Source organism: Kitasatospora sp. NPDC058184 (assembly GCF_042883725.1).
GTDB lineage: Bacteria > Actinomycetota > Actinomycetes > Streptomycetales > Streptomycetaceae > Kitasatospora.
Window position 1 is genome coordinate 171,023 of sequence record NZ_JBHVVE010000001.1, and the last position, 21,063, is coordinate 192,085.

The following is a 21,063-nucleotide window of genomic DNA, read 5'->3' on the forward strand; positions in this document are numbered from 1 at the left end:
CCCGCCCGCCCACTGGGTGGGGTTGGGGGGGCGGTTACCGGGGGGGCCCGCCTCCCTATTGTCCGCGCCGGGGCCGGGGGGCCCCGGCCCGGCACGACGAGTCTTCCGATCCCGCTCGCCCGGGGCATCAGGGGCGGGGAGCCGCCGTCCCCTGATCTTCCGTCAGGGTTCACCCGGAGGCGCGACACAGGAGGCTGTGGGCGGAGCCCGACTCGGACATCTGCGGACCCGACTGATCACTCCGCAGGACGGGAGCACCGATCACACCGATCACCCGCTCATCGGCGTGACTTCACGGCGATCGGATCGGTTGCCTCTCCAGCGGCGCGTCGGGGCCACCCTCGTCGCATTCGTACGCTCCGTCCGCACCGCGCGGCCGGGGCTCCGAAGCCGTGCCGTCGCTCCCGGGAGGTCGGGAATGCCATCGCCGGACACGTGCTTCCCGATCCGCCAGGCCGTGATCCTGGCGGGCGGACGCGGCCGACGGCTCGCCCCGCACACGGACCTGCGCCCCAAGGCGATGGTCGAGGTCGACGGCACACCGCTGCTGCGCCACCAGCTCGACCGGTTCGCCGACGCGGGCGTGGAGACGGTGGTCGTCTCGGCGGGCTACCGCTCCCAGGCGATCACCGACTACGTCCGCACGGCGCCCCTGCCCGTCCGCACCACCGTGGTCGTGGAGTCCACCCCGCTGGGCCGGGGCGGCGGGCTGAAACTCGCCGCCAGCGCGCTACCGGCGCCGTGGGAACCGTGGTTCGCCGTCTACGGCGACATCTGGGCCGACTTCCCGCTCACCCCGCTGGCCGCCCACCACCTGCGCTGCGGGGCGCTGGCCACGGTCGCCCTGGTCCCGCCCCGGCTGCCACGGGGCACGGTCCGCTGCGACGCCCTGGGCCGGGTCGCCGAGCTCGCCGCACCGCCCCCGCCCGCCTGCACGGTCAACGGCGGCGTGTACGCCTTCGCGCCCGGGGTCGTCCCCCTGCTGCCGGACCAGGGGGACCACGCGACCACGACCCTGCCGCACCTGGTGCGGCTGCGGCAGCTGGCGGGGTACCGCGCCGAGGGCTACTGGTGCGCGGTCAACACCCCGGCGGACCTGCGAGAGCTACGGGAGCGCGTGGCACCGACCGCGCCACCCGGGAACGGACCCGGCCTCAGCGGTGCGACCGGGGACCGACACCCGCCGGCCTGAGACCTCCCCGGTCCACGATCGTCCTCAGCACGAGCGACGCAGCGCTCCACGGCCGGGGAGCGGTGCCGGGGTGGTGGCTCAGGAGAGCCGTCTCCCGGGGTACGGAGGCAGGGCGGGGCCCGGCAGCCGGACCTGGCGCGAGTACACCGGCGGGGTGCCCTCCGTGGGGGCGGGCTCCGTGAAGCACTCCAGGAGCAGGTCACCGCGCAGGTCGTCGAGCTCGTCGGGCGCCTCCTCCAGCAGGGCGTCCGCCCATACCTCCAGGGGCACGTTCCTCAGCGCGTCGTTCGGAACCCGGTTGACCGGCTCGGGCCCCAGCACCGCGAACTCCGGCTCGCCGTCCGCACGGAACCGCAGCCGCCACCAGTACGGCTGCCAGTAAGGGCGCTTCACCGGGAACCGCCTCCCGTCCGCGGTGCGCGTGCGTGCGGCGCCCTCACGTCCTGACCCAGGGCATCTCCGTCGACCCGGGCGCCGTGAGGAATCCGTCGATCCCCCACTCGGCGCCCCAGTTCCTGCCCGCCCAGTCCCCCTTCGGCGACCAGAGGGGCCGGGCCGGCTGCGGCCCCCACACGGCAGGGTCCGCGCGCACCAGCAACTCGTCCTCCGCCGCGTAGCCGCCGGTCAGCACGGTGACCAGGAACTCCGCGAAACCACCGTCGAAGTGGTCGAGCCGGTCCTCGTAGAACACCGCCACCGGCCACTGCTCGGGGTCCGGACCGGTGGTCAGCCAGCAGCACTGGTTGTGGTTGCTGTTCCAGCCCCAGGGCAGCAGGCCGCCCGGGTCCGGGAACACCGGGGTGGAGCCCGGCAGCTCCCACCACACCTCTTCGCCTTCGAGCTGATCGCGGAGATCGGTGTCGGTCCTGAAGCGCCATCCCGCCAGACCGGTCGGCTCGCCGGCGTGGACCGGCGTCTCCGTCGGCGTGTACACACCCCACTCGCCGTTCAGGTTCACCCCGCCGTACAGGTCGATGAACGCCCGGTAGTCCGAGGGTAGTTGGACCCCCAGCTCGGCAGGCGCCGACTCCCACGGAACCCGCGCCGGGGCGTACACCGGTTCCCCCATGATCGCCCGCAGTCGGTCCCACGCCTCGGTCATCGCCCGCCCTCTCGCCGATTGCCGGCCCACCGGATGCCGCCTCTACGCGGTCGGGTCCCACTCCGCGAGCTGCTCCATCGGCTCGGTGGTGCCGGAGTTGTCCAGGCTGTCGAGCGGGATGCGGTCGTAGAAGTAGAGGACCAGGTCGCTCGCCGCCCCGCGCATCACCATGTCGCCCGGCTCCGCGTCGGCGGCGAGGCCGTCGCAGCGGACGCCGTCGGCGTCGAGGGTCAGGCGCCAGGAGCGGCCCTCGGCCGCGTGCAGGTCGATGGTCGCCGGCTTGAACGGCCAGGGGACGGTCGTCGCCGAGACGGTCGTCAGGAACTCGTCGACGCCCTCGACCGCGACGTCCGCCGGCAGCGGCTGTGCGGCGCCCAGGATGAGCTGGACGTCGTAGGTGTGGACGGCGATCTCCTGGATCTGGTGCCGGGCCAGGGCTCCGCTGGTCTCCGGGGCCTGCGAGCGGCCCCACCAGGTCCAGCAGCCACGGTCCGGGCCGGCCTCGCGCAGAGCGTCGAGCATGAGCCCGGTCGACTCGGCGAGCCAGGCGTCCAGGGCTTCGCGGTCACGGGGCGCGGTCGGGGCGCCCTTCGGGGACGTCTTCGCCGGGGGCTCGGCGCCCGGGCCAGCCGCGACGATGGCGGCCTGGCGGCGGCGGCCGTCGCCGAGGTGCTGCGCCAGTTCACGCAGCGTCCAGTCCGGGCAGGTCGGGACCTGGACGTCGAGGTCGGGGGCGGCCGCGATCGCGGCGCGGAAAGCGGCCGACCGGTCCTCGATCAGCCTCAGGACCTCGGGAAACTCCACTATGTTCTGCACGCCGGATTGTGTATCACGGCGCTCCGGCCACCGGACAGCGAATTTGTCGGCACGGTCCCCGCGGTGGACCGGAGCACGGGGGCGCCGGCGTCACCGATACACCGGACGACAGCGGCCGGTGGGTCGCGGCCCCCGGCCGCGCCGGGGGCCGCGGGAGGCGGTCAGCCCGCCATACAGGCGGCCCACTGGCCGCGAGCGAAGGACGCGCCGCCGGACCAGTAGTTGACGTTCCACGCCGCGGTGCACTGCTCCCTCTTCGACAGCTGCCGCGGGTAGGCGTTCGCCTGGGTCCCGGTGGCCAGGACGAGCACCGGGGCCAGCACGGCGGCAACGGCCGAGGCGGCGACAAGTCGGCGGATCTTCATGGGTGTGGATCCCTCTTTCGAGACGGCCGGACGCTCCGACGGAGCCCGGCCGGAGTGGTCGGCTCCGTGCGCCACATCCTGGCAATGCCCCTCGACCTGGGGGTATCCCACAAACCTGGGATGTCCCCGGACCGGCGGTGGGCGTCGGCGAGGAAGCGAGAGGAGTGGGAAGTCGGAGGGGTCGACTTCCCACTCCTGTTGGTTCAGTGGGGTGTTGGGCTATCGCGGGGTTCAGGGGGCATCGGGGACATCGGGCGCGGCGGGCGCCACGAGGTCGAGTTCGGCCCAGACGGTCTTGGAGTTGGGGTGGCGGGGGATGGTGCCCCAGCGGTGGCTGAGGGCGTCGATGAGGGTGAGGCCGCGTCCGGTCTGGGCACTGGGGGTGTGGACGGTGGGGAGGACGGGGAGCCTGTCACCCCGGGGGTCGCTGATCTCGATGCGAAGGGTGGTGCCCCGGCGCACGGAGGTGGTGAGGGAGAGGTGAAGCTCGAACCCGCGCCCCGGAACGCGTCCGTGCGTGATCGCGTTGGCGGCCAGCTCCGTGACGATCAGCAGCGCGCAGTGGAACGGCTCGGTGTGCGTGGAGTCCAGCCCCCAGTGGGTGAGTTGACGCCTCGCCAGGCGCCGGCAGATGGCGGCGCCCTTGGGGGTGGCGGCGAAGAGGGCGGTACGGGACCGGGGGTTTTCGAGGGGGGTTTCGGTCGTCATGGGAGTTAAGCGTGGTCGGGCGGACGTACGCTGGCCAGCAGCCCGGCGGACACAGAGAGTATCTGTACGGGTGCACATAGTTGGCCTGCCGGTCGACCCAAGATCGAAAGAGATGGACTGCGATGAGCCTTGAGGGAACCGTCTTCGAGGACGGCGAGACGGCGGAGGGCTTCGACGGCGTCGCGGAGTTCTACAGCGCGGTCGGGAAGATGATCAAACTCCTCCGCGAGCGGGCGGGAATCACGCAGAAGCAGCTGGCCAAGACCACCGGCTACAGCGAAGACCACGTCGGGGCCGTGGAGCGGGGCGTGCGGACCCCGAGGATCGAGTACCTGACGGTGGTGGACGACGCCCTTGACGCAGGCGGGCTGCTCAAGGTCGTCGCGGACGACGTGATGAAGGCGAAGGTGCGCGTGTCCGAGAGGCACCCCGCCTACAACAAGGCCTTCACCCAGGAGGAAGGCAGGGCCCTGGAGATCCACAGTTACAGCACCCTGCTCATTCCTGGACTGCTTCAGACCGAAGCTCACATGCGGGCGCTCTACGAGATGCGCAGGCCGTGGCTCTCGGTGGGGCAGATCGACACGTGGGTTGCGGCACGGCTCGCTCGCCAGGAAATCCTCACCCGGTGGCCCTTGCCAACCATGAGCTGGGTAATCGACGAAAGCGTCCTCCGGCGCCCGATCGGAGGTTGGGATGTGCATCGAGAGCAGCTCGAACGACTTCTCAAAGTAGCGGAAATCCGCGGCCTTGAGCTGCAGATCATGCCGCTCGACGCACCCGAGAACGCGGGCATGGGCGGGCCCTTCACGCTCCTCACCCCTCCCGGACGGCCGCCGATCGCGTATGTGGAAGTCCAGCACGTCAACAGGCTGATCACGGAGCCGGAAGAAGTCCGTAAGATGGCTGCACGGTACGGCACCCTCAGGGGGCAGGCGCTCAACATGAGGGCGTCATTGGCCTTGATCGAAATGATCCTGGGAGAGCGATGAACATGGCCGAGCTGGCTTGGTTCAAGAGCAGCTACAGCAGCAACGAGGGCGCAGAGTGCATCGAGGTCGCCGAGACCCCCAGCACCGTCCACGTGCGTGACTCCAAGGACAAGACCGGCCCCCAGCTGGCCTTCGAGCCGACCGCCTGGGCGGCCTTCGTGAAGTTCGCCGCCACCACCGAGGTCTGACCGACCAGAGCTCCCCTCAAACGGCCCACCGCCTTCCCGGCGGCGGGCCGTTGGCGTACCTGCGGCCTCCTGCCCCCACCCGACAGATCCACTCTGTACGGGTCCAGGCCGGCGTGTGTCAGCCCCCGACGCTCTCCCTGGTCCGGCGGGCCGCGCCGATGTCCGGGCTCAGCGCCGGCCGGGCGCCTGGGCCAGCAGGCAGGCGTGGGACCGGTTTTCCCGCTGCGGGTGCGGCTGTTCCGTCCGCGCCGTGACGGTGAAGCCGGCCTGTTCGAGGAGTTCGGCGAGGTGCCCGGCCGGGACGAGGTGCGAGGCGTACGACACCGGGTGGCCGTACGCCTGGGTCGGGCGCAGCAGTTGGGCCTCGCCGACGTGGCCGCCGAGGAGGAGGTGGCCGCCGGGTGCGAGGACGCGGGCGAACTCGGCGAAGAGGCCGGGCAGTTGCGAGGCCGGGGTGTGGTGGACGGAGTACCAGGCGAGGATGCCGCCGAGGGCGCCGTCGGGGAGGTCGAGGGCGCCCATCGAGCCGTGCAGGAAGCGCAGTCGGGGGTAGGCCCGGCGGGCGAGCGCGACCATCTCGCCCGACACGTCCACCCCGAAGGCCCGCAGCCCCAGGCCGGACAGGTACGCCGTCACCCGCCCGGGGCCGCAGCCGAGGTCCGCGACCTCGCCGCCGCCCGACTCCCGTACCAGCTCCGCGAAGGCGGCGAGCATGGCGCGGGACACCGGGTCCATGCCCTCCGGCGGGACGACGAGGCGGAGGTAGTCGGCGGCGACGGCGTCGTACGAGGCGCGGACGGCGGCGAGGTGCGCGGGTTCGGTCACCGCGCCATCTTGGCAGCCCTGGCGGCGCGTTCGGCGAAGACCTTCTCCCGGCGGTCGGCGGTCTGCTTCAGCATGCGCTTGCGGTCGCGGGCGGAGAGGCGGTCGATGTAGAGGCCGCCGTTCAGGTGGTCGGTCTCGTGCTGGAGGCAGCGGGCGAAGTAGCCGGTGCCCTCGATCACGACGGGGTCGCCGTGCTGGTCGACGCCGCGCACCACGGTGCGGGCGGGGCGGGCGAGTTTGGTGTTCGCGCCGGGGACGGAGAGGCAGCCCTCGGTCTCCTCGATCAGTGCGCGGCCGGGCTCCTGCTCGTCGACCACCGGGTTGAGCACGTGGCCGGTGTGCCGGACGCCGTCGTCGTCGGGGCAGTCGTAGACGAACAGGCGCAGGTCGACGTCCACCTGGTTGGCGGCGAGGCCGCAGCCGTCGGCGACGTGCATGGTGGCGAACATGTCGTCGATGAGCCGGGCCAGGCGCTCGCTGCCGAAGTCCTCCTCGGTGGCGGTCCGGCAGGTGCGGCTCAGGATCTCCTCCCCCACCTCGGTGATCCGCAGGACGGTCGGCCGTTCGCGCAGCTCGGACACGGGAGGGCACTCCTTCGAGAGACGGTACTTGCGGTCTGACTTTGCAAAGTAGCAGACTTTGCAAAGTGACCGAAGACCTCGTCAGAACCGGCCCCCTCCCCGAGCACGCCGTCCGCACCGCGCTGCTGGACCTGCTCGCCGAGCGCGAGCACGGCACCGTCACCTCCACCGAGGCCGCCGCCCGACTCGGCCTCAGCTCCGGCCTCTGCTCGTTCCACCTGCGGCAGTTGGCCCGGTACGGGCTGATCGAGGAGGCCCCGGCCACCGACGGGCGGGCCCGGCCCTGGCGGCTGCCGACAAGCCGACCGGACGTCGTGGAAGGCGGGTTCGGAGAGCTGGCGCGCGGCCTGGAGGACGAGAGCTACCAGCGCTGGCTCGCCCGGCGCGCCGAGGCCCCGGCCGAGTGGCGGCAGGACGAGGCCTTCAGCGCCGTCGTCTACCTGACGCCCGAGGAACTGGCCGCCGTCGGCGAGGAGGTCCGCCGGACGCTGGCGCGCTACCGGGGCCGCGAGGCCGACCCGGCCGCCCGCCCCGCCGGGGCCCGCCCGGTCGCCGCCGTCACCCGGCTCTTCCCGCTCCTCGACCAGTAGACAGCCGGATGGACAGGCCGTCAGACGGCCCGCGAACGCGTCCGCAGCGCCCGTACCAGCGGCCCGGCCGCCAACCCCGCCGCCGCTCCGAAGGCGACCCCCTGCACCCCATCCCAGACGTCCTGCACGTCGCAGGCCCGCCCGATCGCCGGCAGCGCGTAGTGCACCGCCGACACCGCGAACGGCAGCACCGCCGCACCCAGCAGCGCCGCCGCCCGCCGCCGGGGGCCCGCCAGCGCCGCCGCGAAACCGACCGGGGCGTAGGTCGCCAGCTTGAGCTCGATGTGCCGGACGTGCAGCAGCTCGTACGGCGACCGCGGCCGGCCGCCCGCCACGGCGCAGTGCCGGACGGCGCCCTCCGAGAGCCGGAACGCCTCCGGCAGCAGGGTCGCCACGACCACCCCGCCGAGCCCGAGCAGCAGGACGAAGCCCACCACCCAGTGGGCCCGCAGCAACCGCCCCACCGGCCGGTTCAACAGGGCCGCGGGCACCAGCGAGAGCAGCAACCCGGGCCAGAACATCGGCATCCCGCCGAGCACCGCACTGATCACGCCTCAAACGGACGCCCCGCGCACCCGGCCGGTTCTCACCCGGAAGAGAAAAACCTCCGGAGCGTCACCATCCGCTCACCGCACGGACCGTCAGGCGACCGCGCGGAAGCCGACGCGGCCCCGACCCGACGGCCGCGCGAAGGCCGACGCGTCCTGGTCTACTGGGTCGGTCCCCGACGAGGACCCCCTTGACCAGCACCCGAGGAACAGGAGCCGGCCGTGCCCGAGCAGGAGATCCCGCGCGTCCCCATGACCACCGAGGAGATCGAGGCGGCCAACCTGGGTGCGCCCACCAGGCCCGACGGCCGGATCGTCCTGCGCGACCACGACCCGCGGTGGCCCGCGGCCTACCAGCGGGAGGCCGCGGGCATGGCGGAGCGCCTGGCCCACCTCGACCACCGGATCGAGCACGTCGGCTCCACCTCCGTGCCCGACCTCCCCGCCAAACCGGTCGTCGACATGCTGCTGATCGTGCCCGACTCCGCCGACGAGGCGGCCTACGTGCCCGCCCTCGAAGCCCTGGGCTACCGGCTCGCCGTCCGCGAACCCGACTGGTACGAGCACCGCGTCCTGCGCCGGTACGCCATCGACCCCAGCGCCGACTACGCCAACCTGCACGTGCTGTCCGCCGGATGCCCCGAGATCGGGCGGATGCTGCGCTTCCGCGACCGGCTGCGCCGCCACCGCGGCGACCGCGAGCTGTACGCCGACGCCAAGCGGGCCCTGGCCGAGCAGTCCTGGGAGTACCTGCAGAACTACGCCGACGCCAAGACCGAGGTGATCGCCGGCATCATCGAACGGGCCGCGGCCGAAGCGGAATAGCCGCTCAGTGCGGGATCGAGGAGATCAGCTCCTGCGCGCCCTGCCGCTTGAGCGCCAGCGCCACCGACGTCCCGAGGTCCTCCGGGCTGAGCGCGCCCGCCCACTCGTGGGCGTCCAGCACCTGCTTGCCGTCCGGGGTGAAGACCCGGCCGCGCAGCGAGAGGCGGCCGTCCCGCTCGGCCCTGGCGTACCCGGCGATCGGGCTGTTGCAGTGGCCCTGGAGCGCGTGCAGGAACATCCGCTCGGCCGCCGCCTCGCGCCAGGTGTCGTGGTGGCCGAGGCCGGTGACCGCCTCGATGGTCGCGGTGTCGCCCTCGCGGCACTGCAGGACGAGGATGCCGGCGCCGATCGGCGGGCACATCGCCTCGATGCCGAGCACCTCGGTGATCCGCGCCTGCTCGCCGATCCGCTCCAGGCCGGAGAGCGCGAGCAGCAGCGCGTCGACGTCCCCGGCGTCCAGCTTGGCGAGCCGGCTGTTGGCGTTTCCGCGGATCGGGAGGCACTCCAGATGCGGGTGGGAGGCGGCGAGTTGGGCGACCCGGCGGACGGAGGAGGTGCCGATCCGGGTGCCGGGCGGGAGGGCGGCCAGCGGCAGGCCGCCGGGGTGGACGAGGGCGTCGCGGATGTCGTCGCGGCGCAGGTAGGCGGCGAAGACGGTGCCCGCCGGCAGCGGTCGGTCGGCGGGCACGTCCTTGAGGCAGTGGACGGCGACGTCGGCCTCCCCGGCGAGCAGCGCGGCGTCGACCTCCTTGGTGAAGGCGCCCTTGCCGCCGAGGGCGGCGAGATCACCCGTCCAGCGGTCGCCCGAGGTGGTGACGGGCACCACCTCGGTGCGCAGCCCCGGGTGCAGGGCGGCGAGTTCGGTGCGGACCCGCTCGACCTGGGCCAGTGCCATGGGCGAGGAGCGGGAGACGATGCGGATCAGCTCAGCGGTGGCCATGGCGCAGATGATAGGCGTCCTCACGACACGGACTGAGCATGCGTCAGTTTCGTGACGGGAACGCGGCGGACCCGCGCACGGCGGAGGGCCGGTCGGATGATCCGACCGGCCCTCCCCCCACGGCGGACTTACTCGTTGTGCAGCACCTCGGCGATCGGCAGCCGGGCGGCCGAACGGGCCGGGACGAGCGCGCCGAGGACGGCGATGGCGACGCCCGCGACGCCGACGCCGGTGAGCAGCGGGGCGCTCCAGACGTCCATCGTCCACTCCGGGAAGAGGATGCTCCCGACGTTCTCGATGAGCAGCCGGTGCGCCAGGATGCCGGCCGGGACGCCGATGAGCGCGCTGACCACGCCCTGCCAGGCCACCGAGGTGATCGTCATCGTCACCACCTGGCGGGGTGTCATGCCGATCGACTTGAGCATGCCGAGGTCCCGGCGGCGCTCGCGGATGGTGAGCAGCAGGGTGTTGAAGACGCCCAGTGCGGCGACCACCGACAGCAGGACGGTGAAGATCGTGGCGAAGCTGATCACCGCGACGATCGGGCCGGACGGGTCGGGCGCGAACACCTGGGCCGAGAGGCTCGGGTCGGCGGCCGTCACGGCCCGCTGGTACGCCTGGGCGTCGGCGCCCTCGGCGAGGCTGATGTCGTACTCGACCGCGTGCGGGTCGTCGGTGAGCGCGGCCCGGGTGAGGTCGTTGGACGTGAAGGCCCGGGCGTTGCCCTGGACCACCTCGCCGACGACGGTGACGGTCAGCCGCCGGCCGTCGAGGTCGAGGGTGAGCCGGTCGCCGAGCCTGAGTCCGTGCTCCCGGAGGAAGGAGGGCCCGGCCTCGATCTCGTTCGGCCCGGTCGCCGCGCGGCCCCTGACCACCTCGCGCTGCAGCTGCTCAGCGATCCCGTCGCCGCTGAGGAAGTCGGCGAAGACCGGCTGGGTGAAGCCGACCAGCCCGACCTTGACCAGCCCGCGGACGTGGACCTGGTCGGCGCCGGGTGTGGTCCGCAGCATCGTCTCGGTCTGGGCGGGAGTGAGCCGGGGCTCGGTCTTGTTGCCCGCGAAGTGGGCGGTCTGCACCCTGACGTGGGTGTGGCCGTCGTTGTGGCCCACCAGCCTGGTCAGGGTGGTGCCCAGTCCCGACGTCACGGTCACGGTGAGCACGCCGAGCACGATCGCCGACATGGTGAGCGCGGTGCGGCCGGGACGGGCGAAGGGCTGGCCGAGGCCGAGGCTGACGGCGCGCGGCAGGCGGGTGCCGCTCAGCAGGCGCTGGACCTTCAGTCCGCGCCCGGCGCGCGGTGCGCTGCCGGCCGAGATGGCCTGGGCGGCGGACAGCCGGTGGGCGCGCGAGGCGGGGAGGAGGGCGGCGAAGACCACCAGCAGCGGGACGCTGACCAGGGTGGCGGCGGGCAGCCAGCCGGCCGGTTCGATCACGGCGGTGCCGGTGGTGATCCCGGAGAAGGCGGACTGGAGGATCGGGTGGGCCGCCACCCAGCCGGCCGCGGTGCCGAGGACGGTGCCGGCGACGGCGGGTACCGAGACCATGGTCAGGTAGACGGTGACCACCTGGCGCGGGGTGAAGCCGATCGCCTTCAGCACGCCGATGTGCCGGTAGCCGGAGACGACCGCGCCGCTCACCACGTTGCCGACGATCAGCGCGGCGACGACCAGGCCGAGCACGCCGAAGACCGTCATCAGCGGCAGGTAGGCGTCGGCGCCCGCGGAGAAGGCGTCCTTGAGCACCAGGTAGGACTGGACGTTGGTGAGCGCGTCCTTCGGCAGGCCCTCGGTGGCGGTGGCCAGGGCGGAGGTGAGCCGCTGTTCGTCGGAGGCGTCGGAGAACCGGTAGAGCATCTGCCGGGCGCTGGGGTGCAGGTCGGCGGCCTGTTCGGGGGTGACCCAGCCGCCCGCGCTCTGGCTCATGCTGGTGGCGTAGCCGACGATGGTGAGCGTCCGGCCGCCGCTGAGGGGCAGCGGGTAGTCCAGGTTGGCGGGCGAGTAGCCGCCGAACGGCTCGTTGATGACGACCTCGCCGGGCTTGCTCGCCCAGCGGCCGCCCAGCAGTTGCACCCGGTCCACCGGGCCGGCCGGGTCGGAGCGGCCGACCAGGGTGAGCGCTCCGGGCGGGCTGCCGACCCAGTCGGTGGGGATCTCCACCACGGCCTGGTCGAACGGCCCGGCGGCGGCCTCGACGCCGGGCCGGTGGGCGGTGGCGGCCAGTTGTTCCGGCGTGGCCCCGGCCGGGTCGAAGGTCGCGACGACGTGGGCGCCGCGCTGCTGGGAGAAGGCGTCGTCGAAGGGGGCCCGGGCGGCGCTGATCACCGCGAGGGCGAGCAGCACGGTCGTGGTGGAGCAGAAGACGACCAGGCCGATCACGATGGTCTGCACCCGGCGGCGCTTCACGGCCGCCCGGGAGGCACGCCAGACGGCGCCGGTCATGCGGACGCCTCCAGCATCCGGTCGCCGGCCACCCGGCCGTCCGCGACCTCGACCAGCCGGCTGGCGCAGCGGGTGGCCAGGGCGGGGTCGTGGGTGACGATCAGCAGGGTCTGGCCGATCTGGTTGAGGTCGATCAGGAGGTCCATCACCTGCTCGCCGGAGCGGCTGTCCAGGGCGCCGGTGGGCTCGTCGGCGAGCAGCAGGGCCGGGCGGTTCATCAGGGCGCGGGCCACCGCGACGCGCTGGCGCTCGCCGCCGCTGAGCGTGGCCGGGTAGACGTCCTTGCGGTGCGCGACGCCGAGTTCGTCCAGCAGCTCCAGCGCCCGGCGGCGGGCCTGGCGGGCGCCGGTGCCGGTCAGCTGGGCGGCCAGGGCGACGTTGTCGAGGGCCGGGAGGTCGTCGATCAGGTTGAAGAACTGGAAGATCATGCCGACGTGCCGGCGGCGGAACAGGGCCAGCCCGTTCTCGTTCAGCCGTCCGAGGTCCTGGCCCTGCACCCGGACGGTGCCGGCGGTGGGCCGGTCCAGTCCGGCCACCATGTTCAGCAGGGTGGACTTGCCGCACCCCGAGGGGCCCATCACGGCGACCGCCTCGCCGGCGCGGATCCGCAGGTCGACGCCGTCGAGCGCCTTGGCGTCGCCGAACTCCTTGTGCACCCCGGACAGCTCGACGACGACCTGCGCGTCGTCCGGCCGGGAGGTCCCGTCGTGGTCGTTGCTCATGGTGGACGACCGTAGGCGCGGGGCCGCCGCCGGCACGTCCCACCCCGGGTGTAACCGCGGCGGCCGTAGTACCCGGGATGTACGGGGGCGGCACCCCCGGATGATGTGGATCATGCGGTGACCTGGGAGGCTGTCGCCGTGTGGGGAACGGGGTGGGAGTGGGCGGCCGTCGCGACGGCCGCTGCGGCGGGCACGGCGGCCGGCTGGCTGGCGGTGGCGCTCGTCCGCGCGCGGCGGCTGCACCGGGCGGCCATCGGCGAGCGCGGCTGGCTGCTGGAACGGGAGCGGGAGAGCGCCGCCCGGACCGCCGTGGAGGCCGAACGGTCCCGGATCGCCGCCGAGTTGCACGACATCGTGAGCCACAACGTGAGCCTGATGGTGGTGCAGGCCGGGGCCGCGCGCGAGGTGCTGGCCACCATGCCCGCGGAGGCGGCGGCCGCGATGGCCGCGGTCGAGGCGGCCGGGCGGGACACGATGACCGAGCTGCGGCACCTGCTCGGCCTGCTGGCCCCCGCCGCGGACGGCAGCGAGGAGCCCGCGCCGGACGGCTTCGCGCCGCAGCCCAGCCTGAGCCGGCTGAGCCCGCTGATCGACCGGTTCGCCTTCGCCGGGCTGCCGGTCGAGGTGCGGGTCTCGGGCGAGCCGAGGCCGCTGCCGGGCGGGATCGACGTGACGGCGTACCGGATCATCCAGGAGGCGCTGACCAATGCGCTCAAGCACGGGGACGGGGTGACGGTGGAGGTGACGGTGCGCTACGCGGACCACTACCTGCGGGTGGAGGTGCTCAACAGCGGTCCGAGCGTGCTCTCCGGGGCGGCCGCCGCGTCAGGGGGACGGTCCGCACCGGACGGGCCGAGGCCGGACGGCGCCGGGCGCGGGCTGATCGGCCTGCGCGAGCGCGTCGCGGTGTACGGCGGGGACCTGGACGCCCGGCGCCGGCTCGGCGGCGGCTTCCGGGTCCGCGCCCGCATCCCGTTGGACCGGCCGTGACGGAGGAGAACGTGCCCCAGGACCAGGAGCGCCGTCCCCGGGTGGTGATCGCCGACGACCAGGAGCTGGTCCGCACCGGCTTCCGGATGATCCTCACCGCGCGCGGCATCGACGTGGTCGCCGAGGCCTCGGACGGCGCCGAGGCGGTGGCCGCCGCCGTCCTGCACCGCCCGGACGTGGCGCTGCTGGACATCCGGATGCCCGGCACGGACGGCCTGGAGGCCGCCCGGCGCATCCTGGCCCAGGTGCCCGGCTGCCGGGTGATCATGCTGACCACCTTCGACCTGGACCACTACGTCTACGCCGCGCTGTCCGCCGGGGCCAGCGGCTTCCTGCTCAAGGACGTCACCTCCGCCCACCTCGCCGCCGCCGTACGGCTGGTGGACACCGGGGACGCGCTGCTCGCCCCCTCGATCACCCGGCGCCTGGTCGAGCGGTTCGCGGCCGGCGCCCCGCGCCCGGCCCCGGGCGCCGACGGCCCGGCGCTGCACCGCGACCTCGCGCCGCTCACCCCGCGCGAGGCGGAGGTGCTGGCGCTGCTCGGGCGCGGGCTGTCCAACACCGAGCTGGCGCGCGAGCTGACGCTCAGCGAGTCGACGGTGAAGACCCACGTGGCCCGGATCTTCGCCAAGCTGAACCTGCGGGACCGGGCGCAGGCGGTGGTGCTCGCCTACGAGACCGGGCTGGTCGCGCCGGGCGGCGCCGACTGACCGTCAACTTCCCTTGACCTCATGCTGATTGGCATGAATATCAGCCCAATCTCACTCCTTGGAGTTAACTCTCTTCACCACGTTCTCCTTTTTGCCAGTTCATGGGGCACCATCTGCATGTCCACGCCCGAACGTGACCACCACCTCGGGCGCCACCCCCCGGCATGACGAGAACACTTGGACCGGCCCGTGACCACCACCGCCCCCGTGTGGGACTGCCCCTTCCACCACACCGACGGCCTGGAGTTCGACCCCCTCCTGAAGCGACTGCTCACCGAGGCCCCGGTCGCCAGGATCCGGCTGCCGCACGGCGAGGGCGAGGCCTGGCTGGCCACCCGCTACGAGGACGTCAAGGTGGTCACCAGCGACCGCCGGTTCAGCCGCGCCGCCGGCATCGGCCGCGACCTGCCCCGGATGACGCCCGCCCCGATCGCCCAGGCCGAGGCGATCAACCTGATGGACCCGCCCGCCCACAACCGGCTGCGCCGACTCGTCGCCCAGGGCTTCACCAACCGCCAGGTCGAACGGATGCGCCCGGCCACCCAGCGGACCGTCGACGGCTACTTCGACGAGATGACCGAGCACGGCGCCCCCGCCGACCTGATGCACTTCCTGGCCGACCGCCTCCCGCTCACCACCATCTGCGAACTGCTCGGCATCCCCGCCGCCGACCGCGCCGAACTGCGCGGCCACGCCGTGGCGATGATGCGGATGGGCCCCGGCAGCCGGGACGGCCAGGAGGCCGCCAAGAGCGCGCTGCGCGACTACTTCACCGGGCTGACGGCCGAACGCCGCGCCCACCCCGGCGAGGACCTGATCAGCGCCCTGGCCACCGCCCGCGACGGCGACGAACTGCTGGACCCGGACGAGCTGACCGTCATGGCGATGGTCCTGCTGGTCACCGGCCACGACACCAGCACCTACCAGCTCGGCAACCTCACCTACACCCTGCTCACCCACCCCGAGCAGCTCGCCAAGCTGCGCGCCCGGCCCGAGACGCTGCCCCGCGCCCTGGAGGAGCTGCTGCGCTTCATCCCGTTCCGCCAGGGCGTCGGCATCGCCCGGGTCGCCACCGAGGACGTCGAACTGGGCGGCGTGCTGATCCGGGCCGGCGAGGCCGTGCACGTCTCCTACCTGACCGCCAACCGGGACCCGGCGGCCTACGAGCGCCCCGACGAACTCGACCTCGACCGCGACACCGGCCCCGTCAACATGACCTTCGGGTACGGCCAGCACCACTGCCTCGGCTCGCACCTGGCCCTGATGGAGCTGCAGGTCGCCATCGGCACCCTGCTGCGCCGCTTCCCCGGCCTGCGGCTGGCCGTCGAGCCGTCCGAACTCGACTGGAACTCCGGCTCGATCTGGCGCTTCCCGCGCACCCTGCCGGTGGCCTGGTAGCCGACTCCCCGCCTGCCGCCGCCACCCGTCACCACCACCCGCCGCCGCCCGCCGCCCCCGGCCACCGCGGCGTCCGCACCGCTCCACGCATCCACCATGCCTGCCACCAGGCCCCCAGGGGAGACCCGTACCCATGGCAACACTCTGCCGCCCCGCCATCGCCGTACCCGAGCACGTCATCACCCTCGACGAGACCCTCGCCCTGGCCCGCACCCTGCACGCCGACCACCCCCAACTCGGCCTGGCGCTGCGGCTGATCGAGAACACCGGGGTGCGCACCCGGCACCTGGTCCAGCCGATCGAGCGGACCCTCGCCCACCCGGGCTTCACCGTCCGCAACGAGGTGTACGAGCGCGAGGCCAAGCGGCGCGTCCCCGAGGTGGTCGAACGCGCCCTCGCCCACGGCGAGTTGACCGCCCGGGACATCGACCTGATCGTCTACGTGTCCTGCACCGGCTTCATGATGCCGTCGATGACCGCCTGGCTGATCAACACCATGGGCTTCCGCTCCGACACCCGCCAGGTGCCGATCGCCCAGCTCGGCTGCGCGGCCGGCGGCGCCGCCGTCAACCGGGCACACGACTTCTGCCGCGCCTACCCGGGCGCCAACGTGCTGATCGTCGCCTGCGAGTTCTGCTCGCTCTGCTACCAGCCGACCGACCTCGACGTCGGCTCGCTGCTCTCCAACGGGCTGTTCGGCGACGCGGTCGCCGCCGTGGTGATGCGCGGGAACGGCGGGCACGGCGTGCAGGTCGAGCGCAACGGCTCGCACCTCGTCCCGCACACCGAGGACTGGATCTCGTACGGGGTGAAGGACACCGGCTTCCACTTCCAGCTGGACCGGCGGGTGCCCGGCACCATGGAGCTGCTCGCGCCCGCGCTGCGCGGCCTGGCCGGGGAGCACGGCTGGGACGTCTCCGGGCTCGGCTTCTACATCGTGCACGCGGGCGGCCCGCGCATCCTGGACGACCTGTGCCGCTTCCTCAACCTGGAGCCCGCCACCTTCCGCTACAGCCGGGCGACGCTCACCGAGCGCGGCAACATCGCCAGCGCCGTCGTCTTCGACGCCCTGGCCCGGCTGTTCGCCGACGGCGGCGTGCCCGAGGGCACCACCGGGCTGATCGCGGGCTTCGGACCGGGCATCACCGCCGAGATCTCGCTGGGCAGTTGGGTCGGCGCACCGGCCGAAGGGGCGCGTCCGCGCCGGCCGCGCGCCATCTCCACCTCCGACATCGCGCTCGTCCATCCGACCGTCCCCCGCCGTTTCCCGACCGGCACTACGATCTCCTGATGACCGATACCACGGAGCGCACCGACACCTCTGCCAGATCAGCCGAACTCGCCGCCCTGTTCCCGGCGTTGCACGCGCCGCAGTACTGGAGCTGGGGCCGCTTCGACGCGCAGTTCTCCACCGAGCCGCCGCCGGACGCCCTGGTCACCAACATCCACCTGGTCGGCTTCGCGGACGGTCAGGTCGTGCTCTGCCGGGACGACCGGGACCACTGGTTCCTGCCCGGCGGCACCCGGGAGCAGGACGAGGGCATCGTCGCCTGCCTGGCCCGGGAGCTGCGCGAGGAGGCCGGCGCCCGGCTGCTCGGCGAGCCGCACTGGCTGGGCGCGCACCGCTGCCGCACCGAGGACCCGGTGCCGTACCGGCCGTGGCAGCCGCACCCGGAGAAGGCCTGGCTGTGGGGCTGGGGCGAGGTCGCGCTGGACTCCGCGCCGACCAACCCGGCGGACGGCGAGCAGGTGGTCGAGGTCCGTCCGGTGCCGCCCGCGGAGGCCCAGCGGCTGCTGCTGGCCGGGCACGACGCCTGGTGGGGCGAGCTGGTCGCGCTGGCGGTGGAGCTGCGCCGACGGGCCGGGCTGGGCTGAAACCGCTCCCCGCCGGGATATTCCCACTGGGACGGAAGACCACCGGAACAGCCGAACAGCAGCAGGCCATGTCCGTTTTGCGGTGATATGACTCGGCCATGGACACCAAACTGCTGGCCGTGGACTACCCGGCACTCCACATCTTCTGGACGATGCTGGAGCTGTTCCTCTGGATCCTCTGGTTCTTCCTGCTGTTCAAGATCATCACGGACATCTTCCGCAGCCACGACCTCGGCGGCTGGGCCAAGGCCGGCTGGCTGGTCCTGGTGATCATCCTGCCGCTGATCGGCGTCCTCGCCTACCTGATCGCCCGCGGGCAGTCGATGGGCAAGCGGGACGTCGAACAGGCGGAGCGGTCCGAGGCCGCGTTCAAGTCCTACATCCGGGACGCCGCCGGAACGGCACCGGCGGGCGGCGGAGGCGGTGGCGGCAGCCACGTCGACGACCTGGCGAAACTGGCGGCCCTGAAGGAGAAGGGCGCCATCTCCGAGGAGGAGTACCAGAAGGCCAAGGACAAGCTCCTGGCCTGACCCGCACGGACGGCCGGGGCCGGTGGACGCACCGTGACGTCCACCGGCCCCGGCCGCTGCCGCTGTCGGGTTCCGGGTGCCGGTTCGGCTCCGCTCAGCGCCGCTCAGCGCCGCCCGGAGCGCCGGTCGCCGCGGCCACCGTCGCCGCCGGTCAGGCCCGCGCGGCGCAGCGCGTCCGCCATGGCGCTGTTGGCCGGCGCACCGCCGCCGGAGCCGCCGCGGTCACCGCCGCCGCCCTGACCGCCGCCGCGCCGGTCCTGGCCGCCGCGACCGCCCTGGCCCTGGCCACTCTGGCCACCGCCCCGGCGCTCCTGGCGCGGCGGGCGGGCCTGGCGGTCACCGCGGTCGCCGCGGTCGCCGCGGTCCCCGCCGCGCTCGCGCCCGACCTCGTCGTCCAGCCGCAGGGTCAGCCCGATCCGCTTGCGCGGCACGTCCACCGTGAGCACCCGGACCTTGACGATGTCGCCGGGCTTGACCACCTCGCGCGGGTCCTTGACGAAGTTCCTCGACAGCGCCGAGACGTGCACCAGCCCGTCCTGGTGGACGCCCACGTCCACGAAGGCGCCGAAGGCGGCGACATTGGTGACCACGCCCTCCAGCACCATGCCGACCTCCAGGTCGCCGATCTTGTCGACGCCCTCCTTGAAGGTCGCGGTGCGGAAGGCCGGACGCGGGTCGCGGCCCGGCTTGTCCAGCTCGCCGAGGATGTCGGTGACGGTCGGCACGCCGAAGGTGTCGTCGGCGAAGTCCGCCGGGCGCAGCGCCCGCAGCCGCTCGCCGTTGCCGATCAGCTCGCGCAGCTCCCCGCCGGTCGCGGCCAGGATGCGGCGCACCACCGGGTAGGCCTCCGGGTGCACGCTGGAGGCGTCCAGCGGGTCCTCCCCGCCGGGGATGCGCAGGAAGCCCGCGCACTGCTCGAAGGCCTTGGGGCCCAGCCGGGAGACGTCCTTGAGCTGCCGGCGGGTGCGGAACGGGCCGTTGGCGTCGCGGTGCGCGACGATGTTGTCGGCCAGCGTGCCGGTGACCCCGGAGACCCGGGTGAGCAGCGGCGCCGAGGCGGTGTTGACGTCCACGCCGACGGCGTTGACGCAGTCCTCGACCACGGCGTCCAGCGAGCGGGAGAGCTTCACCTCGCTCAGGTCGTGCTGGTACTGGCCGACGCCGATCGACTTGGGGTCGATCTTGACCAGCTCGGCCAGCGGGTCCTGGAGCCGACGGGCGATCGAGACCGCGCCGCGGATCGACACGTCCAGGTCCGGCAGCTCCTGCGAGGCGAACGCGGAGGCCGAGTAGACCGAGGCGCCGGCCTCGCTGACCATCGCCTTGGTGAGCTTCAGCTCGGGGTGGCGCCCCAGCAGGTCCTCGGCGAGCTTGTCGGTCTCCCGGGAGGCGGTGCCGTTGCCGATCGCGACCAGGTCGACGTCGTGCTTCTTCGCCAGGGCCGCCAGCGTCGCCAGGGCCGCGTCCCACTTGTTGGCGGGCTGGTGCGGGTAGATCGTGTCGTACGCGACGACCTTGCCGGTGGCGTCCACCACGGCGACCTTCACGCCGGTGCGGAAGCCCGGGTCCAGGCCCATGGTGGCGCGGGTGCCGGCCGGGGCGGCGAGCAGCAGGTCGCGCAGGTTCGCGGCGAAGACCCGCACCGCCTCCTCCTCGGCCTCGGCGCGCAGCCGGGCGCGCAGGTCGATGCCGAGCCGGACCAGCACGCGGGTGCGCCAGGCCCAGCGGACGGTGTCGCCCAGCCACTTGTCGGCCGGGCGGCCGCGGTCGGCGATGCCGAAGCGGGCGGCGATCCGCTGCTCGTAGTCGTTCTCGCCCGGAAGGTCGCCCTCGGACTCGCCGTCGTACGGGGAGAGGTCGAGGTCGAGCACCTCCTCCTTCTCGCCGCGCAGCATCGCCAGGATGCGGTGCGAGGGGAGCCGGGTGTACGGCTCGGCGAAGTCGAAGTAGTCGGCGAACTTGGCGCCGTCGCCCTCCTTGCCGTCGCGGACCTTCGCGACCAGCCGGCCGCGGGTCCACATCCGCTCGCGCAGCGAGCCGACCAGGTCGGCGTCCTCGCCGAAGCGCTCGACCAGGATCGCCCGGGCGCCCTCCAGGGCCGCGGCGCCGTCCGCCACCGACTCGTTGAGGTACTGGGCGGCCAGCGCGGCCGGGTCCTGCCCCGGGTCGGCCAGCAGGGTGTCCGCCAGCGGCTCCAGGCCGGCCTCGCGGGCGATCTGCGCCTTGGTGCGCCGCTTCGGCTTGAACGGCAGGTAGATGTCCTCCAGGCGGGCCTTGGAGTCCGCGGCGAGCACCCGGGCGCGCAGCGCGTCGTCCAGCTTGCCCTGGGCCTCGATCGACTCCAGCACGGCCGCCCGGCGGTCCTCCAGCTCGCGCAGGTAGCGCAGCCGTTCCTCCAGGGCACGCAGCTGGGCGTCGTCGAGGGAGCCGGTGACCTCCTTGCGGTAGCGGGCCACGAAGGGCACGGTCGAGCCGCCGTCGAGCAGATCGACGGCCGCCTTCACCTGCCCCTCGCGGACACCCAGCTCCTCGGCGATCTTCCGCTCGATCGCCTGCTGGGCCTGCCGGGCCACCTGTTCGACTGGCGTGGTCACGAAGCCGGTCACCTTCTCCATCAGTGCTTGCGCCGTACGCCCTGCATTCTGGCAGGTGCCGACGACACCGACCGGCCGCCCCCGGGACGGCCGGGCGTGGCGCGCGCCTCCGGCTGACGGCCCCGGGGCTCCAC

The 21,063-nt window shown here is 73.3% G+C and carries 23 protein-coding genes; 11 read left to right on the forward strand and 12 right to left on the reverse strand.

What is annotated here, in order from left to right; translation table 11 throughout:
* Window positions 1–418: 418 nt before the first annotated feature.
* Window positions 419–1,192: an NDP-sugar synthase gene (locus tag ACFVXH_RS00710; protein ID WP_387819367.1), complete on the forward strand. Its 774-nt coding sequence runs from the start codon at window positions 419–421 to the stop codon at window positions 1,190–1,192.
* 78 nt (window positions 1,193–1,270) lie between these two features.
* Here ACFVXH_RS00710 and ACFVXH_RS00715 read toward each other — a convergent pair whose 3' ends face one another.
* The 5 genes from ACFVXH_RS00715 to ACFVXH_RS00735 all read right to left on the reverse strand — a co-directional run bounded on the left by ACFVXH_RS00715 (window position 1,271) and on the right by ACFVXH_RS00735 (window position 4,183).
* Window positions 1,271–1,585 carry a hypothetical protein gene (locus tag ACFVXH_RS00715; RefSeq protein WP_147409070.1) on the reverse strand — a complete coding sequence of 105 codons (315 nt, stop codon included), beginning with the start codon at window positions 1,583–1,585 and terminating at the stop codon, window positions 1,271–1,273.
* A 43-nt stretch (window positions 1,586–1,628) separates the two neighbouring features.
* Window positions 1,629–2,294 (reverse strand): SMI1/KNR4 family protein, encoded by a 666-nt coding sequence (locus ACFVXH_RS00720; RefSeq protein ID WP_387819369.1) that lies wholly within the window; start codon window positions 2,292–2,294, stop codon window positions 1,629–1,631.
* Window positions 2,295–2,336: 42 nt separating this feature from the next.
* Window positions 2,337–3,110: a maleylpyruvate isomerase family mycothiol-dependent enzyme gene (locus tag ACFVXH_RS00725; protein WP_049651393.1), complete on the reverse strand. Its 774-nt coding sequence runs from the start codon at window positions 3,108–3,110 to the stop codon at window positions 2,337–2,339.
* A 161-nt stretch (window positions 3,111–3,271) separates the two neighbouring features.
* On the reverse strand, window positions 3,272–3,475 hold the full coding sequence (locus ACFVXH_RS00730; protein ID WP_049651392.1) for a hypothetical protein: 204 nt from the start codon (window positions 3,473–3,475) through the stop codon (window positions 3,272–3,274).
* Window positions 3,476–3,706: 231 nt separating this feature from the next.
* The gene (locus ACFVXH_RS00735) at window positions 3,707–4,183 is read right to left on the reverse strand and encodes an ATP-binding protein (RefSeq protein WP_387819372.1); all 477 of its coding nucleotides are present in this window, start codon (window positions 4,181–4,183) and stop codon (window positions 3,707–3,709) included.
* A gap of 122 nt (window positions 4,184–4,305) precedes the next feature.
* Between ACFVXH_RS00735 and ACFVXH_RS00740 the strand changes: the two genes are divergently transcribed.
* Complete coding sequence (locus tag ACFVXH_RS00740) at window positions 4,306–5,175, forward strand: Scr1 family TA system antitoxin-like transcriptional regulator (protein WP_380779043.1); 870 nt, start codon at window positions 4,306–4,308, stop codon at window positions 5,173–5,175.
* Entirely contained in the window at window positions 5,172–5,363 is a 192-nt protein-coding gene (locus tag ACFVXH_RS00745) for a DUF397 domain-containing protein (protein ID WP_380779041.1), read from the forward strand. The genes ACFVXH_RS00740 and ACFVXH_RS00745 overlap by 4 nt, the downstream gene beginning before the upstream one ends.
* 168 nt (window positions 5,364–5,531) lie before the next feature.
* Here ACFVXH_RS00745 and ACFVXH_RS00750 read toward each other — a convergent pair whose 3' ends face one another.
* Window positions 5,532–6,188 carry a class I SAM-dependent methyltransferase gene (locus tag ACFVXH_RS00750; RefSeq protein ID WP_387819375.1) on the reverse strand — a complete coding sequence of 219 codons (657 nt, stop codon included), beginning with the start codon at window positions 6,186–6,188 and terminating at the stop codon, window positions 5,532–5,534.
* Window positions 6,185–6,769: a peptide deformylase gene (gene def, locus ACFVXH_RS00755; protein ID WP_074002221.1), complete on the reverse strand. Its 585-nt coding sequence runs from the start codon at window positions 6,767–6,769 to the stop codon at window positions 6,185–6,187. The genes ACFVXH_RS00750 and def overlap by 4 nt, the downstream gene beginning before the upstream one ends.
* Window positions 6,770–6,834: 65 nt before the next feature.
* On the opposite strand from def, the gene ACFVXH_RS00760 reads away from it, so the two are divergent.
* Window positions 6,835–7,359 (forward strand): helix-turn-helix domain-containing protein, encoded by a 525-nt coding sequence (locus ACFVXH_RS00760; protein WP_387819377.1) that lies wholly within the window; start codon window positions 6,835–6,837, stop codon window positions 7,357–7,359.
* A gap of 20 nt (window positions 7,360–7,379) precedes the next feature.
* Here ACFVXH_RS00760 and ACFVXH_RS00765 read toward each other — a convergent pair whose 3' ends face one another.
* Window positions 7,380–7,910: a hypothetical protein gene (locus tag ACFVXH_RS00765; RefSeq protein WP_387819379.1), complete on the reverse strand. Its 531-nt coding sequence runs from the start codon at window positions 7,908–7,910 to the stop codon at window positions 7,380–7,382.
* A gap of 219 nt (window positions 7,911–8,129) precedes the next feature.
* On the opposite strand from ACFVXH_RS00765, the gene ACFVXH_RS00770 reads away from it, so the two are divergent.
* The gene (locus ACFVXH_RS00770; RefSeq protein WP_380743817.1) at window positions 8,130–8,732 is read left to right on the forward strand and encodes a GrpB family protein; all 603 of its coding nucleotides are present in this window, start codon (window positions 8,130–8,132) and stop codon (window positions 8,730–8,732) included.
* A 4-nt stretch (window positions 8,733–8,736) separates the two neighbouring features.
* Here the strand turns inward: ACFVXH_RS00770 and hemC are convergent, their stop codons facing one another.
* The 3 genes from hemC to ACFVXH_RS00785 form a co-directional block, all read right to left on the reverse strand.
* The gene (gene hemC / locus ACFVXH_RS00775; RefSeq protein ID WP_049651384.1) at window positions 8,737–9,672 is read right to left on the reverse strand and encodes a hydroxymethylbilane synthase; all 936 of its coding nucleotides are present in this window, start codon (window positions 9,670–9,672) and stop codon (window positions 8,737–8,739) included.
* Between the two features lie 128 nt (window positions 9,673–9,800).
* Window positions 9,801–12,110 carry an FtsX-like permease family protein gene (locus tag ACFVXH_RS00780; RefSeq protein ID WP_387819382.1) on the reverse strand — a complete coding sequence of 770 codons (2,310 nt, stop codon included), beginning with the start codon at window positions 12,108–12,110 and terminating at the stop codon, window positions 9,801–9,803.
* Window positions 12,107–12,832, reverse strand: a complete 726-nt coding sequence (locus tag ACFVXH_RS00785) for an ABC transporter ATP-binding protein (RefSeq protein WP_049651382.1) — start codon at window positions 12,830–12,832, stop codon at window positions 12,107–12,109. The genes ACFVXH_RS00780 and ACFVXH_RS00785 overlap by 4 nt, the downstream gene beginning before the upstream one ends.
* 117 nt (window positions 12,833–12,949) lie before the next feature.
* On the opposite strand from ACFVXH_RS00785, the gene ACFVXH_RS00790 reads away from it, so the two are divergent.
* From ACFVXH_RS00790 to ACFVXH_RS00815, 6 genes are all read left to right on the forward strand, one after another.
* Window positions 12,950–13,822: a sensor histidine kinase gene (locus ACFVXH_RS00790; RefSeq protein ID WP_387819384.1), complete on the forward strand. Its 873-nt coding sequence runs from the start codon at window positions 12,950–12,952 to the stop codon at window positions 13,820–13,822.
* A gap of 11 nt (window positions 13,823–13,833) precedes the next feature.
* Window positions 13,834–14,532 carry a response regulator transcription factor gene (locus ACFVXH_RS00795; RefSeq protein ID WP_255357472.1) on the forward strand — a complete coding sequence of 233 codons (699 nt, stop codon included), beginning with the start codon at window positions 13,834–13,836 and terminating at the stop codon, window positions 14,530–14,532.
* Window positions 14,533–14,721: 189 nt separating this feature from the next.
* A complete protein-coding gene (locus ACFVXH_RS00800) occupies window positions 14,722–15,930 on the forward strand; it encodes a cytochrome P450 (protein WP_387819387.1) in 1,209 nt (402 codons plus the stop codon).
* A gap of 133 nt (window positions 15,931–16,063) precedes the next feature.
* Window positions 16,064–17,221: a type III polyketide synthase gene (locus tag ACFVXH_RS00805; protein ID WP_375875269.1), complete on the forward strand. Its 1,158-nt coding sequence runs from the start codon at window positions 16,064–16,066 to the stop codon at window positions 17,219–17,221.
* The gene (locus ACFVXH_RS00810) at window positions 17,221–17,805 is read left to right on the forward strand and encodes an NUDIX hydrolase (RefSeq protein ID WP_380743826.1); all 585 of its coding nucleotides are present in this window, start codon (window positions 17,221–17,223) and stop codon (window positions 17,803–17,805) included. Before ACFVXH_RS00805 ends, ACFVXH_RS00810 begins: the two co-directional genes overlap by 1 nt.
* Before the next feature lie 98 nt (window positions 17,806–17,903).
* A complete protein-coding gene (locus tag ACFVXH_RS00815; RefSeq protein ID WP_387819389.1) occupies window positions 17,904–18,335 on the forward strand; it encodes an SHOCT domain-containing protein in 432 nt (143 codons plus the stop codon).
* Window positions 18,336–18,439: 104 nt separating this feature from the next.
* On the opposite strand, the gene ACFVXH_RS00820 is transcribed toward ACFVXH_RS00815, so the two are convergent.
* Window positions 18,440–20,929, reverse strand: coding sequence for a Tex family protein (locus ACFVXH_RS00820; protein WP_387819391.1), 2,490 nt, complete (start codon window positions 20,927–20,929; stop codon window positions 18,440–18,442).
* Window positions 20,930–21,063 lie beyond the last annotated feature (134 nt).